Source organism: Photorhabdus laumondii subsp. laumondii (assembly GCF_003343245.1).
GTDB classification, from domain to species: Bacteria; Pseudomonadota; Gammaproteobacteria; order Enterobacterales; family Enterobacteriaceae; genus Photorhabdus; species Photorhabdus laumondii.
In genome coordinates this window covers 3,034,450-3,050,222 of sequence record NZ_CP024901.1, presented here as the reverse complement: position 1 = coordinate 3,050,222, position 15,773 = coordinate 3,034,450, and the positions used below count along the sequence as shown (strand labels likewise).

Below are 15,773 nucleotides of genomic sequence, written 5' to 3'. Positions count from 1 at the left end.
CAAAGAGGCAACTTGAAAGATGACGGGTATATTTATAATAGGGAATGTATTGAGTATAAAAGCGTAAAATTGTTTTATCAATTAATAAATAAAGGCTGCGATTAATTGATAATTAGCAGCCTTTATTGAGATAATAATCTGATTAATATCAGGAATTTTGTTCAACTGTTTGAATGCAGCGATCAGCGTTTTTTTTCCACTGTATAAAATATCCTAATGCCATTGGAACAACGGTAGAAACCATAACAGTGGTTGTGGATATAAGTGGATTGTTGATAAATGCTGATACAATCAGACTGGCAATAAAACAGAGTCCTAATTGAAGCGTGTTTTGTAATGCAGTGGCTTTTCCACTGTCTTGTGGATAAGCGGATAAAGCGTTTGCTACTGCAATTGGGTATAACGCGCCATTCATTGCAGCCATAAAGCAAAAAGGTACCAGAATAGTGAATAGCGTTGGCTCGTCAAATTTTGCAATTAAATAGAGCACAATCATACTGATAGCATAGCCAATTAACAGATAAGGGAAAATAATATCACTTTTTATTTTGGCTAAAATACTGCGGCATCCATAACCTCCAACGATAAAGGCTAGCGTTTGAGGAATATAACTCAGACCAATGTCGTCCGGGGTATATCCCATCTCACCGAGAATTGAAGGTGAGCCTGTTAACCAGGCAAAAAAGCCGGCGCTGCATGATGCAAATATCAGAACATTGCCACTAAATAGCGGTGATTTTAATAGCGTAAGGAAAGAGACATTATTTGTTTGCACTTGAGTTTCACGGTTGTTGCGATTTTCTTGCAAGAACAGAGTAAAAAACAACAGTAATAATGTAATTGCCAGTAAGACTAGGAAAATTATGCGCCAGCCGCCATGTTGTAACAGCCAGGCTCCCATCAAAGGTGCCAAGGCAGGGGAGAGCGCAACCAGAGGCATAATCGTTGCAAAAACACGTTTGGTACGATTGGCTTCATAACGATCAATAACTAATGCTTGCCATGAGACGGCGGCTGAACAAACACCTACGGCTTGGATAAAACGCAAAACTAAAAGTTGGGTGGCGTCTGTTACCCACATCATACCCAGACAGCCAATAGAAAACAGGGATAGCCCGGTGATGATAATCGGCTTTCGGCCAAAGCGATCTGAAAGAGGTCCCCACAAAAGTTGAGCGAAGGCGAAACCTGCAAGAAAGATGCTTAGGCTGGCACTGATTGCTTCTGCCGATGTCGCTAATTCTTGTTGCATAGTGCCGAATGCTGGCAGATACATATCAATGGCCAGATAACCTAGCATACTCAAGCCTGCAAGGTAGAACATGAACTGACTTGAGTTTTTCATTTGATTACTCTCTTTGAATATCATGATTGAAATAATTTGCAGTGATATACCCGTTTCTTTCAAGTTGTCTCTTTGTTGGCTGCACTCGCTCACCCCGGTCACATAGTTTGCTATGCTCCCGGGGATTTGCTCCCTTGCCGTCGCGATGCACCTTGAAATCCATAGGGTATAGGTAGATAACAATATTGACACATATTCTATATGTCGTGATTTTTACTTGTGAAATGGTAATATTTGCATAGTGCTGTGAAAAAAATTGAAAGGTAAAATTATGTGGTCAGAATATTCACTTGAAGTTGTGGATGCGGTTGCCAGAACAGGCAGTTTTAGTGCGGCTGCATTGGAGCTTCATCGTGTCCCTTCTGCGATCAGTTATACCGTAAGACAACTGGAAGAGTGGCTTGCTGTTTCGTTGTTTGAGCGTCGTCATCGGGATGTAGAATTAACTGAGGCAGGCGCTATGTTTATCAAGGAGGCTCGCTCTGTTATCAAAAAAATGATTGATACTCGTCATCAGTGTCAACAAATTGCAAACGGCTGGAGAGGGCAATTTAGTATTGCTATTGATCTCGTTGTCAAACCAGAGCGTAGTCGCCAGCTTATTCTTGATTTCTACCACCATTTTCCTGATATAGAACTTTTTATTCATCAGGAAGTGTTTAATGGTGTGTGGGACGCGCTGGTGAATAGTCGAGTTGATGTTGCAATTGGTGCAACCCGGGTAGCTCCAGTCGGGGAAAGGTATAGTTTCCGAGATATGGGGTTTATGCCTTGGCTATGTGTGGTTAGCGCTGACCATGCGCTGACTCAGTTGCCGGGTCTGTTATCTGATGACCAAATGCGGCCTTATCCCAGTTTGTGCCTTGAAGATACATCCCGTAATTTACCGAAGCGTGACACCTGGAATCTGGATAATCAGCGCCGGTTGGTGGTTCCTGATTGGGAATCCGGTTTGTCTTGTCTAAACGAGGGATTATGTGTGGGAATGGTGCCTAAACATAGGGCAATGCCGCTTATTCGGCAGAATAAACTCGCCGTGCTGGAATTGGAACAGCCTTTACCAGACAGTCCATGTTGTTTGGCATGGGTTCAAAACAGCCATTCTCCAGCATTAAGTTGGCTGCTTGACTATCTTGGCGATAGTGAAACTCTTAATGCTGAATGGCTTCAAGATGAATAAAACGGATTAACGACGATAGTCGACAAATGGACCATCCACGACAGAACGTCGCTCAACCAAGCGTGGATGTACTTCAATAGTTTGTGCATCTTCACGTTTATTGATTATTCTGTCCAGTAACATGGAAAACGCCATCTGCCCCAGTCGTTCTTTTGGCTGATGAATGGTGGTCAATGCCGGAGAGAAATAACGAGCGTTGCGTATATTGTCATAACCGATGACAGAAATATCCTGTGGGACGCGCAGTCCTAATTCATCAGCAGCACAAATCGCCCCCATAGCCATAACATCTCCGCCGCAGAAAACCGCAGTCGGGCGCTGTTTTTGATTCAAGATTTGATGCATGGCTTTATAGCCCGATTCTGGTTCAAAATCCCCCTGAATAACCCACTCTTCTTTGATCGGAATGTTGGCTTCTTTTAACGCCTTTAAGAATCCTTGATGACGGCCACCGCCGGTATTTCGTGCCAGAGGGCCGGGGATCGCACCAATATCACGATGACCACGTTCGATAAGATAACGACCAGCCAGATAACCGCCGTGGAATGCATTATCAATAATCGTATCGGTGAAATCACTTCTGGCCTGTCCCCAATCCATGACGACCATTGGAATATTGCGATAATCTTCCAACATTCCCAATAGCTGTTCCGGGTATTCTGAACACATAATTAGCAGTCCATCCACACGTTTTTGGGCCAGCATGGCGAGATAGGCTTTCTGTTTATCAATGTTATTGTGTGAGTTACATAAAATCAGCGTATAGCCTTTGCTATAACAACTGTTTTCAACAGACTCAATGATTTCAGCAAAATAGGGGGCTTCACTGGACGTTGCCAGTAATCCGATCGATTTTGTGTGGTTAACTTTCAGACTGCGAGCAACGGCACTGGGTGAATAATTCAGTGCCTTAATAGCAGCCCAAACAGCAGCTTTAGTATCTTCAGCGACGAAGCGGGTTTTATTAATAACATGGGATACAGTAGTGGTTGAGACGCCAGCGTGCTTAGCCACATCTTTGATCGTTGCCATGAGGTGAAAGACTCCTGACCTTTTGGTCTAAATTTAAAACGCTTTGTTAATCGCTTGCTAACCCTTTACATCAAGGGGCTAGCAATAAGTTAGCGATAAATTCTGGATTTTGTCTGATCTGGCTCAAAAGTGAAAGCAATAATCAGTGTTATAAAATGGGTGGTAATCGCTATTTATGCTTTTCCTTATGTAAGGGCAATTAACCATCTCAATAGATTGGTTTTTGTCACTATAAACTTTTTATTCTGAGGAGGCTCTATGAATACCGATTTGAAGCTTGGTTTATTTACTGCTGTCAGCACGTTGGTGATGATTGCCATTTTTGCCGCTCTTTGCTTGATCTTTGCCTGATGTTTTGAACGGGCTAGATGATTTAAAAATTGGGCAGATAGTTTCTTTATCTGCTCTTTGTCTTTCTGCCACCGCTTTTAACAACCTCTACGATAAATAACCGTGAAAATGATGTCATCTGTGTCAGGATACGAAGAGATCAGGATACATATTAGTGAGAGAAAATGGTATTCTCCGCAATATCGTGACGATGTTGGTTATCAACGGGCTGTTGGTTTAAAGGAAATAAAAATGACGACTACTATTGAGAAGATTGAGCGCCAAATTAAAGAAAACCCGATTTTATTGTATATGAAAGGTTCTCCTAAATTGCCAAATTGTGGCTTTTCTGCGCAGGCGGTTCAGGCTTTATCTGCGTGTGGTGAACGTTTTGCTTACGTAGATATTTTGCAAAATCCAGATATTCGTGCAGAGTTGCCAAAATATGCTAATTGGCCAACTTTTCCTCAGCTTTGGGTGGAAGGTGAGTTGATAGGTGGATGCGATATTATCATTGAAATGTATCAGCGTGGTGAGCTACAAACATTAATCAAAGAAACTGCTGATAAATGTCGTTCTCAGGGCGAAAACGCGACAGAGTAATTTTTTAATTACTTACAGATTATACCCAATGGATTTCAAGATGCATCGCGACGGCAAGAGAGTGAATCCCCGGGAGCATAGCAAACTATGTGACCGGGGTGAGCGAGCGCAGCCAACAAAGAGGCAACTTGAAGGATAACGGGTATATTATGCTATCCCCCCATATGTTGATATATGGGGGGATTATTGTTTAGATTTGATTATATTAATCTAGCCGTTCAGCTATTTATCCAGTTTTTTCTGCTGTTGTTGTTAATGGCCAGCCACCAAGTTGTTTCCAACGGTTGACCATTTCACAGAATAATTCAGCGGTACGATCAGTATCATATAACGCGCTGTGAGCCTGATTATTATCGAATGGGATACCGGCTGTGATGCAGGCTTTTGCTAAGATTGTTTGTCCTAATACCAGACCACCTAAAGCAGCGGTGTCAAAAGTTGCAAACGGATGAAACGGATTTCGTTTTAGTCCGGTGCGTTCTGTGGCAGCCATAACAAAGCTGTGATCGAAGTTAGCATTGTGAGCAACGATAATTGCCCGATTACAATGATTATTTTTTATCCCTTTACGAACCATTTTAAAAATAGCGTGCAGAGCTTCATATTCGCTCACCGCTCCACGTAGCGGATTTAATGGATCAATGCCGGTGAATTCCAGGGCTGCTGGTTCAAGGTTGGCTCCTTCAAATGGCTCAATATGGAAGTGAAGTGATTCGCCAGGCGTAAGCCAACCTTCACCATCCATTTCCAGTGTAACGGCGGCAATTTCAAGTAATGCATCTGTTTTGGCATTAAAACCGCCAGTTTCAACATCAATAACAACAGGGTAATAACCTCTAAAACGTCCACTAAGGACGTTTGGCGCTTTTTTGTCAGACATCAGATTGAGTTACCCAGAGCGTTGCTGGCATTTTTGTTTTCAATAAGTTCAATTTTGTAGCCATCTGGATCTTCAACGAAAGCAATAATGGTTGTTCCGCCTTTTACAGGACCCGCTTCACGGGTAATGCTACCACCTGCTTTGTGAATAGATTCGCAAGTGGCTGCGACATCATCAACACCTAATGCGATGTGACCAAAGGCATTCCCCATTTCATAATGGTCAACTCCCCAATTATAGGTCAACTCGATTACTGCTCCTTCGCTTTCATCAGCGTAGCCAACGAAGGCGAGTGAGTATTTATATTCGGTGTTTTCACTGGTGCGCAACAGGCGCATGCCTAACACTTCAGTGTAAAAATTAATGGAGCGTTGTAGATCACCAACACGGATCATGGTATGGAGTAAACGCATAATTACCTCTAATTTAATGGTTTTACCAATATTTTTGTGCGGCAGATCGCACAAAAACCACTAACTATAACGTGTCTTACGGTTACAGTTCAATTTGTCCATAATTATAATTTATTCTTATCTAGGTTTATAATTAAATATAGTATGTGGATTGTATAGGAAACGGGATGTGATGGCTGAGCAACTCGAATTTTTTGCTATTCCTAGCCCTTGTCGAGGAATTTGTCAGGCGAATGAGCGGGGCTTTTGTCTGGGGTGTTATCGCAGCCGGGAAGAAAGATTTAATTGGATGAAAATGTCAGATGGGCAAAAGCGTGAAGTATTGCGACTGTGCCGGCAAAGATATTTACGTGTATTGAGAGCAGAAAATCAGACAGATGAAGAACCACCTGAACAGCCATCACTGTTTTAATTATCGATTTTTGAGGTTATTGGAATTAACAATCCAATGATTTACTTATATAGGGTTATATTTTTGGCAAAATTATAAATGTTCTACTATAATTTTAAGTATTTTGTTTGTTATTTTTTTATTTTTTGATTAACGGAAAGGCTAAGTGAGCTTATTTGAATTTCTTTATAACCTTATGTTTTAAATGGAATTTTAAGCTTGATTGCGTGATAAATGTAAAATAAAAACAACATTAATGTAAAAATAGATAGCTTAGCATTTAGATGACAGCTATTCTTATAGTACTTTGAATAAAGTATTGAATGATATTTATTGGTTTCTGCTTGCTTGTATTCATAGTTCTGATAGTTTTTATGGTAAAAATATTGTATGTTAATTGTTTTGTTCTGAGTTTAAATTAAGTTTAGTTGTTCTTGGTTATAGTTACCTGAATTAGTTAGTTACTAAGAATTTACTGTGATTATACAGAAGTTATATATACTTTTTTAAGGCTAGTTTTAGCCTGATTTAGAAAAATTTGGCTGTTATGTTTAGTAGGCTAGTTATTTAAGGAGGGACAATTGGAATCTACATTGGGATCAGATCTGGCACGGTTAGTTCGTATTTGGCGTGCTTTAATTGACTACCGTTTAAAGCCGTTAGAATTAACTCAGACTCATTGGGTAACGTTATACAATATTAGCCGGTTACCTCAGGAGCAATCTCAGATACAGTTGGCGAAAGCTATCGGTATCGAGCAACCATCTTTAGTCAGGACATTAGATCAGCTTGAGGAAAAAAAACTTATCACCCGGCATACTTGTGCCAATGATCGTCGTGCAAAGAGAATCAAGCTAACTGAAGATTCTGCATCGGTTATTAGGGAGTTAGATGGTGTTATTGAATCCACAAGAAATGAGATTCTGGGAGGTATTTCACGCGAGGAACTTGCTTTTCTTTCCACTTTAGTTCAGAAGTTAGAGCAAAATATTATCCAATTACAAAGTAGATAGTAATTACGATATCCATGAAATGCTAACCGGATGAAAGAAGACCGCGACTTACTAGAATGAAGTCACGGTTTTCTTATCTATATCTTATTGTCGAGGTGAAACAGTAATATTACTACCTTGGCCTGCGATTCTTACACGTTGGCCTTTATGAAAGGCTGTTTTGCCTTGTTTTTGAACAACAATGATGCTTTCACCACTGTCACGACGAATTTCGAGTTCTACACCTTTAGTTGTGTTAAGAGCTCCCTGAACATTTTGGCCCGCGACACCACCGGCAATTGCACCAGCGGCAGTGGCTAATGTGTTGCCACTGCCACCACCAATAGTATTACCAACAAGTCCTCCTAGAACTGCACCACCAATCGCGCCTAATACATTCTCATTGCTGCCCGCCTGAATATTGATAGGACGAACAGAAACAACTGTGCCGTAAGAGACGGTTTGGACCTGCTTAGCTTGTCCAGCAGTGTAGGTATCACCAGAAAGAGAATCGGTGTTGACACAGCCTGATAATGAAGCAACGGCAACCGCGCTAACTAAAAAGTGCTTAAACATAGTAACTCCTAATTTCGATGCCTGACTGCGGAAATCTGATAGCTCACTGGGCAATCAGGCTAACAACCGGCATTGGCAATAAGTAATAAAAAGTTTATTCAAATAGAATATCAGTACATTAGCAATCTAGTGCTAAACGTATATTAAACGTCAATAGAGATTTTTAAAAGAAATAGCTATTAATGAAAAATTCAGCATTTTTTGTGAAGTTGTTTCCAAAAATCAGGTTTTATTCCTTCGTTTGTCTATTAGTCATATACAGCCAAAACTACTGCGCTTTATAGTTATTGGCATGGTTTCTGATTTTATCGAGACAGATTCTAAGCAGGAAGGCAAATTAAATGGTTATGAAGTCAGGTCGTTATATTGGTGTAATGTCGGGTACAAGTCTGGATGGCGTTGATGTGGTGCTTGCCGCAATCAATGATAAAGTTGTTGCTCAGCAAGCCAGTTATTCGCATCCATTCCCATACGAATTAAAACAGAAAATTCTCGCAGTCTGTCAAGGGCAGCAAACGACATTATCGGCAATCGGTCGGTTGGATTATGAACTTGGTTCTTTATTCGCTGAAGCTGTACAAGGCTTACTGATTAAAACAGGGTTAACCGCGAGTGACATTACTGCTGTGGGATGTCATGGGCAAACCGTTTGGCATGAGCCAAATAGTCATACGCCTTTCACGATGCAACTTGGCGACAATAACCGTATTGCCGCTTTGACTGGGATAACTGTGGTTGGTGATTTTCGTCGGAGGGATATGGCATATGGTGGGCAGGGCGCGCCATTAGTTCCAGCTTTTCATTTCGCCGTATTAGGCCATCTGACAGAACGAAGGATAATTCTCAATATCGGTGGTATTGCCAATATAACGACGCTATTACCTGGATCACCTGTCAAAGGGTATGACACAGGTCCGGGTAATATGCTGATGGATAGTTGGGTATGGCGTCATCAGAAAAAACCTTATGATAAAGATGCGCAATGGGCGCGAGAAGGTGTTGTTAATAACAAATTGCTTGGGCAAATGCTTTCTGATCACTATTTTTCACGACCAGCTCCTAAAAGCACAGGCCGCGAGTATTTCAATATGAGTTGGTTGGAGGCGCAATTAGTTAATTTTCCTGACATACCACCTGTCGATGTTCAGGCAACGCTGGCCGAGCTGACAGCAGCGTCTGTATCACAGCAAATTATGTTGAGTGGTGGATGTGAACGTCTGCTGGTTTGTGGTGGTGGCGCACATAACCCGCAGATAATGAGCCGACTTTCTGCCTTATTACCGGGGACGGAGGTTTGCCCGACAGATAAATATGGCCTAAGCGGTGATGATATGGAAGCACTGGCATTTGCTTGGTTAGCATTCCGTACAATGTCAGGTGCGCCAGGGAATTTACCCTCTGTTACTGGTGCGAGTACTGAAACTATTTTAGGGGCGATTTATCCTGTTATTAATCAATAACAATGATAAGCTATCGGGTATTTAGTGAGTCATAAACAGAGCTACGTTAATGTCAGAACATAACGAATTTGATGTTGCAGAATTACGCCGTGAATATATTCGTGGTGGGTTAAGACGTAAGGATTTGACTGAAGAACCCATCGAGCTTTTTGAGCGTTGGCTCAATCAAGCATGTAACGCTAAGTTGAGTGATCCAACGGCAATGTCTATAGCGACGGTCGATGAGAATGGTCAACCGTATCAACGTATTGTGTTATTGAAGCATTTTGATTCAAATAGTCTGATTTTTTATACAAATTTAGGCAGCCGGAAAGCAAAACATTTGGCGCACAATAACAAAATCAGCCTCCATTTCCCTTGGTATCCTCTGGAAAGGCAAGTCTCTTTTCTTGGTAAAGCGGAACGTCTTTCTCCTGTTGAAGTGGTGAAATATTTCCATAGTCGTCCTAGGGATAGCCAGATTGCTGCATGGGCATCACAACAATCTTCCCGTATTTCCGCACGTGGTGTTTTAGAAGGGAAGTTCCTTGAATTGAAACAGAAATTCTTGAATGGTGAAGTGCCTTTACCTAGCTTCTGGGGAGGATTCAAAGTGACCTTTGATTCTGTTGAGTTTTGGCAAGGTGGTGCAAACCGGCTCCATGATCGTTTTATTTATCAACGGCAAGGCGATAGCTGGCATGTTGACAGGCTTGCACCATAAATCGTGGATTATCATTTTTAATACTAGCACTTATAGTATTGGCGTTTTATCCTATGCCGCACTCTTTTATAAGTAGCGACTTATACAACAGACAAAATACACAAATTGATGGAGTCATTAATGTCTAGCAATAACCTGATAAAACAACTGCAAGAGCGGGGCCTCATTGCCCAGGTGACGGATGAGAATGCGTTAGCGGAGAGACTGGCGCAGGGCCCTGTCTCCCTCTATTGTGGTTTCGATCCGACCGCTGACAGCTTGCATTTGGGGCATCTGGTTCCCTTGCTGTGTTTAAAACGATTCCAGCTAGCCGGGCATAAACCCGTGGCGTTAGTTGGTGGAGCTACGGGGCTGATTGGTGATCCAAGTTTTAAAGCCACTGAACGTAAATTGAATACTGAAGCTACCGTTAAAGAGTGGGTGGAGAAAATTCGTAGACAGGTTTCACCTTTCCTCGATTTTGATTGTGGCGAAAATAGCGCTAAAACAGCCAATAATTATGATTGGTTTGGCAACATGGATGTTCTGGCTTTCCTGCGTGATATCGGCAAACATTTCTCAGTTAATCAAATGATTAATAAAGAGGCGGTTAAACAGCGTTTGAACCGTGATGATGTGGGTATCTCTTTCACTGAATTTTCTTACAATCTCCTGCAATCCTATGACTTTGCTCGCCTGAATGAAGTCCATGGTGTTGAGTTACAGATTGGTGGTTCTGACCAGTGGGGGAATATTACTTCTGGTATTGATTTAACTCGTCGTATCACCCAGAAACAAGTATTTGGTATGACCGTTCCACTGATCACGAAATCTGATGGCACTAAATTTGGTAAGACAGAAGGTGGCGCTGTTTGGTTAGATCCGAAGAAAACCAGTCCATACAAATTCTATCAATTCTGGATTAACACTGCGGATGCGGATGTTTATCGCTTCCTGAAATTCTTTACTTTTATGAATCTTGAAGATATTGATGCTTTGGAAGAAGAGGATAAAAATAGCGGTAAAGCTCCTCGTGCTCAGTACGTGTTGGCAGAACAAGTCACTGGTATGGTGCATGGTGAAGAGGGGTTAGCAGCCGCTAAACGGATTACAGAAAGTTTATTCTCTGGCGCTGCTGCTGATTTGACCGAAGCGGATTTTGCTCAATTGGCACAGGATGGTATGCCGGTAATTGAGTTGGAAAAAGGTGCAGATTTGCAACAAGCTTTGGTTAATGCCGGGTTGGTACCTTCTCGTGGTCAGGCGCGTACGATGATCAGTTCCAACGCTGTTGCAATTAATGGTGAAAAACAATCTGAACCTGAATATCTGTTTACTGACAGTAACCGTCTGTTTGATCGTTACACCCTGCTGCGTCGTGGTAAAAAACACGATTGTTTGATCTGCTGGAAATAACCAAGGTTGCATATATACCCTATAGATTTCAAGATGCATCGCGACAGCAAGGGCGTGGATCTAATAAAGAGGCAACTTGAAGGATAACGGGTATGATGGGGCAACAATAATGTTGCCCATTTTCTTACATACCCTATTGATTTCAAGATGCATCGCGGCGGCAAGGGAGCGAATCCCCGGGAGCATAGAAAACTATGTGACCGGGGTGGGTGAGTGCAGTCAACAAAGAGGCAACTTGAAAGATGACGGGTATATTCTTACTGTGACTTTAATCTTATAAATAGAAACCAAAATAAAAATATAGGCCGTCATTGTGAAAAATATTCTTTCAATTCAATCTCATGTTGTTTTTGGTCACGCTGGTAACAGCGCTGCGGAATTCCCTATGCGTCGGATGGGGGTAAACGTATGGCCGTTGAACACAGTACAGTTTTCAAATCACACCCAATATGCTCAATGGAAAGGGTGTGTTATGCCGGCTAACCATCTTACTGAAATCGTTCAGGGCATTGAAGAAATTGAACAGCTCAAATCTTGTCATGCAGTACTGAGTGGATATATCGGTTCAGCGGAGCAAGGGGGCCATATTATCGACATAGTAAAACGGGTAAAAGCGGTGAATCCCGATGCTTGGTATTTCTGTGATCCCGTTATGGGGCACCCAGAAAAAGGTTGTATTGTTGTGCCTGGGGTGGCTGAATTTTTGTGTAAAGATGCACTTCCTGTAAGTGATATCATTGCGCCAAATTTGCTGGAGCTTGAAACACTCAGTATGCAGAAAGTGACTAATGTAGAACAGGCTGTTATGGCTGCTCGGACACTATGTGATAAAGGGCCGGATATTGTACTGGTTAAACACCTTAGTCGCGCGGGTTATCGGACTGATCGTTTTGAAATGCTATTAGTGACTAAAGAACATAGCTGGCATGTGAGTCGGCCTTTGGTGGACTTTGGCGAACGGCAGCCAGTGGGTGTTGGTGATTTAACCAGCGGCTTGTTATTGGTTAATCTATTAAAAGGTGAGTCTTTACAAACCGCCCTCGAACATGTCGCTGCTGCGGTTTATGAAGTGATGGTAACAACCAAAGAGATGGGCGAATACGAACTACAGATTGTGGCTGCTCAGGACAGAATGGTGGCACCTAATCATAAATTTTGGGCAATACAGTTAGATTAATACCCAATGGATTTCAAGATGCATCTTGAAAGATGACGGGTAAAGATATTTAACCGTTCCACTGATATTGTGTGGAACGGTTCTTTTATCTGTAAATCAAATTAACCCTTCCGCTTTCAGTGCATCACGAACATTTGGACGTTCTGCAATCCTCTCTTGATAAGCTTTAAGATGAACCCGATCAGATAGATCCAATTGCACTAAAGGTGCCCAATTACTGAGAGTGAATAAGTAAGCGTCAGCAACAGTAAAATGCTCCCCGGCAATGTATGGCTGTTTTGCTAATACTTCATCTATGTACTTGAATTTTCTCAGTAGATTATTAACCGCAACAGGACGATAATTTTCTGGTGTTCCTGGAAAAAACAGAGGTGAAAATCCTTTATGAATTTCACTGGAAATATGGCTAAGCCATTCAAGTTGACGATATCGTTCCATCGTTCCGGCTGGTGCAATTAATTTTTTGTCCGGTTTCTGGTCGGCAATATATTGGACAATAACAGAGCCTTCGGTGAGGATCTCATTGTTATCTAACAGAAGAGTGGGTATCTGGCCTTTTGGATTGATTGCGAAGAAATCGTCGCCGTTCTCCGTTTTTTTGGTTTTCAGATCAACTTTAATCACGCTGAAATCAAGCCCTGCTTCACGGAGTATGATGTGAGGTGAGAGAGAACAAGCTCCAGGTTGGTAATAAAGTTTCATGTATGGCTCCTTAAAAATTTTCGATATAATAGAACAAAGGAACTCAGTAAGGCATTGCTATAGCCTTGATATATACTACCACGATAGATGGAAATAAATGAATGATTAAATAGATATAAGGTGGTGTGATGGTATCGTGAATAACTCTTTTCTATACTCTATTATAGAAGTGATTTATTAGTTTTTTTATCGTTATTTTCAAGTAGATTGGTTGCATTAATCTAGAAATTTAAGGAGAGTTTTGGATGGAATTACTTATCCAAAACTTCCCCGTATTTTGTGTTATATACCCTATGGATTTCAAGATGCATTGCGGCGGCAAGGGAACGAATCCCCGGGAGCATAGATAACTATGTGACCGGGGTGAGAGAGAGCAGCCAACAAAGAAGCAACTTGAAAGATGACGGGTATATAGCATATTTTACAACTGATTATATTATATGGAATAAATAATGGCGATTATTGATAGTTGCAAAAATTCATCTTATATTGATTATAAGATAATTAATATATTATTTTTGTTAAATGATTTGTAATCATAGGAAAATAAATTGAATTTATTTGTAAAATCACTAAAATAGACCATGCATTGCCTATAGTTTCTCGTGAAAATATCTTTTTTATTTTCTTCATTAAAGTTTTCGACTAACTCATTGTAAATATTATTAATTGCTTTTATTTGTCCATTAAGTTTATTGACTGAATTGTTTATATTTCTAAGACTAAATGAAATATCTGGTATGTTTAAAGTGATTTCTTCCATCAATAAAGAGAGTTTATATATTTGTTTTTTATCTTCGCCATCTGGAATATTTTTTAATAATTGTTGTATTTTTATATGTGTTTTTTCTGCGAAGTTTTTCTTACTTTCAAAATCAATTTGAGATATTTCAAAGGGTTGTGGCAATTTTGAGATGAAACCGTCTAGCTTACTAAAATCTGATTGAATTTCTTTCAATGCATGATTGACTCTGGCAATATAACCATGACCTAAATATCCACTGCTAAGTGAACCTAAATAAGTTGTTGCTTTGTGTATATTTTTAATAATTCTATCAATATCTTGTTCATCGGAATTATATGCATATTCATAATCTTCCAATGTGGATGGCCAGCGATATAATGATCCACTAAATTCATTCCAAGAAGCTGCAATTTCTTGGGATAGATCATAATTTTTCAGGCATTCTGGTAATTTTATATTGGTAATTGATTTAAACATATTGGATATAATTAAAAAATCATTTTTCATTTTATGCACCTTGCTAAAATAATAAATATGATTAAATTGTATGAAATCATGAAATATAATATTAAAACTAAAAGGTTAAAATGATAATAAAAATAAAATATTGTACTAAAAATATTGAACTGATAATCGACTTTATGAAATTAAGTTGTTGATTATATTAAAGGACATATTACTGATTAGTGCAAGGAAACAAGATGATATTTTTTATTTCGGTAAAACAATTATAAGGTAATATCATTTAACTCTTTAATTACAAAGGTTTTAATAATTCTCTCCAATTGTTTTTTATATTTTGATTTAAAATTAATTTTTACCTATTAGTGATGATTTAATGAAGTGATTAATCTATTTATTTTATTGATAATAAAAGGCCCGAAAAACAGGCTTTTCGGGCCTTGGCCTCATGAATTAAAAGTTACTGATTATTAATCAGATTATTTCAATTCCAGTTCATTCATTGCGGCAATGCTGAAACCACCATCAACATGCAGGATTTCACCGGTAATACCGCCGGACAGATCCGAGCACAAGAATGCCGCGGCGTTACCAACATCTTCAGTTGTTACAGTGCGGCGAATTGGGTTAACGGATTCACAGTGAGCCAGCATCTTACGGAAATCTTTGATACCAGACGCAGCCAAAGTACGGATAGGCCCGGCAGAGATACCGTTAACACGAATACCTTCAGCGCCCATGGCGTTAGCCATATAACGAACGTTAGCTTCCAGAGATGCTTTTGCCAGACCCATTACATTATAGTTAGGGATTGAGCGCTCTGCTCCCAGGTAGGTGAGAGTCAGTAAAGCAGAATTTGGGTTCAGCATTTCACGGCAAGTTTTTGCCATAGCAACAAAGCTGTAAGAGCTGATGTCGTGCGCGATTCTAAAGCCTTCGCGGGTAACGGAACTGACATAGTTACCATCCAGTTGATCAGCAGGTGCAAAGCCAATGGAGTGAACAAAACCATCGAATTTCGGCCAAATTTTGCTCAGTTCGGTGAACAGGACTTCAATGCTTTCGTCTTCAGCTACATCGCAAGGCAGAACGATAGTAGAATTTAGGGAAGCAGCAAATTCTTCAACACGAGGTTTCAACTTGTCATTTTGATAAGTGAAAGCCAGCTCAGCTCCCTGGTCATGCATTGCTTTTGCAACGCCATAAGCGATGGAGAGTTTACTGGCGACGCCAGTGATCAGAATGCGCTTGCCGGTCATAAAACCCATAACAGTATCCTTGTGTGATAACGCCGGTAATGATATTCATGGATTAAAATTGCTCACAGAGACAATATCAATATGACGTTTTATTGTTAATAAACCCAGTAATTCTATCACGCTAGAGA

The 15,773-nt window shown here is 40.5% G+C and carries 16 protein-coding genes; 8 read left to right on the top strand and 8 right to left on the bottom strand.

Annotated features, from left to right (window positions below):
* Positions 1-148: 148 nt before the first annotated feature.
* Entirely contained in the window at positions 149-1,345 is a 1,197-nt protein-coding gene (gene punC / locus PluTT01m_RS13400; RefSeq protein WP_011146829.1) for a purine nucleoside transporter PunC, read from the bottom strand.
* 271 nt (positions 1,346-1,616) lie between these two features.
* Here punC and punR point away from each other — a divergent pair, with 271 nt between their 5' ends.
* A complete protein-coding gene (gene punR, locus PluTT01m_RS13395) occupies positions 1,617-2,525 on the top strand; it encodes a DNA-binding transcriptional activator PunR (RefSeq protein ID WP_011146828.1) in 909 nt (302 codons plus the stop codon).
* A gap of 6 nt (positions 2,526-2,531) precedes the next feature.
* Here punR and purR read toward each other — a convergent pair whose 3' ends face one another.
* The gene (purR, locus tag PluTT01m_RS13390) at positions 2,532-3,557 is read right to left on the bottom strand and encodes an HTH-type transcriptional repressor PurR (protein ID WP_011146827.1); all 1,026 of its coding nucleotides are present in this window, start codon (positions 3,555-3,557) and stop codon (positions 2,532-2,534) included.
* 582 nt (positions 3,558-4,139) lie between these two features.
* On the opposite strand from purR, the gene PluTT01m_RS13385 reads away from it, so the two are divergent.
* Positions 4,140-4,490, top strand: coding sequence for a Grx4 family monothiol glutaredoxin (locus PluTT01m_RS13385; RefSeq protein ID WP_011146826.1), 351 nt, complete (start codon positions 4,140-4,142; stop codon positions 4,488-4,490).
* Positions 4,491-4,716: 226 nt separating this feature from the next.
* On the opposite strand, the gene rnt is transcribed toward PluTT01m_RS13385, so the two are convergent.
* Both rnt and gloA read right to left on the bottom strand, forming a co-directional pair.
* Positions 4,717-5,370, bottom strand: coding sequence for a ribonuclease T (gene rnt / locus PluTT01m_RS13380; protein WP_011146825.1), 654 nt, complete (start codon positions 5,368-5,370; stop codon positions 4,717-4,719).
* Positions 5,370-5,783 carry a lactoylglutathione lyase gene (gloA, locus tag PluTT01m_RS13375; RefSeq protein WP_011146824.1) on the bottom strand — a complete coding sequence of 138 codons (414 nt, stop codon included), beginning with the start codon at positions 5,781-5,783 and terminating at the stop codon, positions 5,370-5,372. Before gloA ends, rnt begins: the two co-directional genes overlap by 1 nt.
* Positions 5,784-5,955: 172 nt before the next feature.
* Between gloA and PluTT01m_RS13370 the strand changes: the two genes are divergently transcribed.
* The gene (locus PluTT01m_RS13370; RefSeq protein WP_041380104.1) at positions 5,956-6,195 is read left to right on the top strand and encodes a DUF1289 domain-containing protein; all 240 of its coding nucleotides are present in this window, start codon (positions 5,956-5,958) and stop codon (positions 6,193-6,195) included.
* 560 nt (positions 6,196-6,755) lie between these two features.
* Positions 6,756-7,187: a transcriptional regulator SlyA gene (gene slyA, locus PluTT01m_RS13365; protein ID WP_011146822.1), complete on the top strand. Its 432-nt coding sequence runs from the start codon at positions 6,756-6,758 to the stop codon at positions 7,185-7,187.
* Positions 7,188-7,271: 84 nt separating this feature from the next.
* On the opposite strand, the gene PluTT01m_RS13360 is transcribed toward slyA, so the two are convergent.
* Entirely contained in the window at positions 7,272-7,742 is a 471-nt protein-coding gene (locus PluTT01m_RS13360; protein WP_011146821.1) for an outer membrane lipoprotein, read from the bottom strand.
* 347 nt (positions 7,743-8,089) lie between these two features.
* Between PluTT01m_RS13360 and anmK the strand changes: the two genes are divergently transcribed.
* From anmK to pdxY, 4 genes are all read left to right on the top strand, one after another.
* On the top strand, positions 8,090-9,202 hold the full coding sequence (gene anmK, locus PluTT01m_RS13355; protein ID WP_011146820.1) for an anhydro-N-acetylmuramic acid kinase: 1,113 nt from the start codon (positions 8,090-8,092) through the stop codon (positions 9,200-9,202).
* 49 nt (positions 9,203-9,251) lie between these two features.
* Complete coding sequence (gene pdxH, locus PluTT01m_RS13350) at positions 9,252-9,905, top strand: pyridoxamine 5'-phosphate oxidase (protein ID WP_011146819.1); 654 nt, start codon at positions 9,252-9,254, stop codon at positions 9,903-9,905.
* Positions 9,906-10,025: 120 nt separating this feature from the next.
* Positions 10,026-11,300: a tyrosine--tRNA ligase gene (gene tyrS, locus PluTT01m_RS13345; RefSeq protein WP_011146818.1), complete on the top strand. Its 1,275-nt coding sequence runs from the start codon at positions 10,026-10,028 to the stop codon at positions 11,298-11,300.
* 313 nt (positions 11,301-11,613) lie between these two features.
* Entirely contained in the window at positions 11,614-12,477 is an 864-nt protein-coding gene (pdxY, locus tag PluTT01m_RS13340; RefSeq protein ID WP_011146817.1) for a pyridoxal kinase PdxY, read from the top strand.
* A 96-nt stretch (positions 12,478-12,573) separates the two neighbouring features.
* Here the strand turns inward: pdxY and gstA are convergent, their stop codons facing one another.
* The 3 genes from gstA to fabI form a co-directional block, all read right to left on the bottom strand.
* Complete coding sequence (gene gstA / locus PluTT01m_RS13335) at positions 12,574-13,179, bottom strand: glutathione transferase GstA (protein WP_011146816.1); 606 nt, start codon at positions 13,177-13,179, stop codon at positions 12,574-12,576.
* A gap of 493 nt (positions 13,180-13,672) precedes the next feature.
* A complete protein-coding gene (locus PluTT01m_RS13330; RefSeq protein ID WP_011146815.1) occupies positions 13,673-14,431 on the bottom strand; it encodes a hypothetical protein in 759 nt (252 codons plus the stop codon).
* 434 nt (positions 14,432-14,865) lie between these two features.
* Positions 14,866-15,654, bottom strand: a complete 789-nt coding sequence (gene fabI / locus PluTT01m_RS13325; protein ID WP_011146814.1) for an enoyl-ACP reductase FabI — start codon at positions 15,652-15,654, stop codon at positions 14,866-14,868.
* Between the last annotated feature and the right edge of the window lie 119 nt (positions 15,655-15,773).

Coding starts and splice junctions, on each gene's coding strand:
- punC (WP_011146829.1), bottom strand. CDS start 1,345: ATGAAAAACTCAAGTCAGTTCATGTTCTACCTTGCAGGCTTGAGTATG.
- punR (WP_011146828.1), top strand. CDS start 1,617: ATGTGGTCAGAATATTCACTTGAAGTTGTGGATGCGGTTGCCAGAACA.
- purR (WP_011146827.1), bottom strand. CDS start 3,557: ATGGCAACGATCAAAGATGTGGCTAAGCACGCTGGCGTCTCAACCACT.
- PluTT01m_RS13385 (WP_011146826.1), top strand. CDS start 4,140: ATGACGACTACTATTGAGAAGATTGAGCGCCAAATTAAAGAAAACCCG.
- rnt (WP_011146825.1), bottom strand. CDS start 5,370: ATGTCTGACAAAAAAGCGCCAAACGTCCTTAGTGGACGTTTTAGAGGT.
- gloA (WP_011146824.1), bottom strand. CDS start 5,783: ATGCGTTTACTCCATACCATGATCCGTGTTGGTGATCTACAACGCTCC.
- PluTT01m_RS13370 (WP_041380104.1), top strand. CDS start 5,956: ATGGCTGAGCAACTCGAATTTTTTGCTATTCCTAGCCCTTGTCGAGGA.
- PluTT01m_RS13360 (WP_011146821.1), bottom strand. CDS start 7,742: ATGTTTAAGCACTTTTTAGTTAGCGCGGTTGCCGTTGCTTCATTATCA.
- anmK (WP_011146820.1), top strand. CDS start 8,090: ATGAAGTCAGGTCGTTATATTGGTGTAATGTCGGGTACAAGTCTGGAT.
- pdxH (WP_011146819.1), top strand. CDS start 9,252: ATGTCAGAACATAACGAATTTGATGTTGCAGAATTACGCCGTGAATAT.
- tyrS (WP_011146818.1), top strand. CDS start 10,026: ATGTCTAGCAATAACCTGATAAAACAACTGCAAGAGCGGGGCCTCATT.
- gstA (WP_011146816.1), bottom strand. CDS start 13,179: ATGAAACTTTATTACCAACCTGGAGCTTGTTCTCTCTCACCTCACATC.
- PluTT01m_RS13330 (WP_011146815.1), bottom strand. CDS start 14,431: ATGAAAAATGATTTTTTAATTATATCCAATATGTTTAAATCAATTACC.
- fabI (WP_011146814.1), bottom strand. CDS start 15,654: ATGGGTTTTATGACCGGCAAGCGCATTCTGATCACTGGCGTCGCCAGT.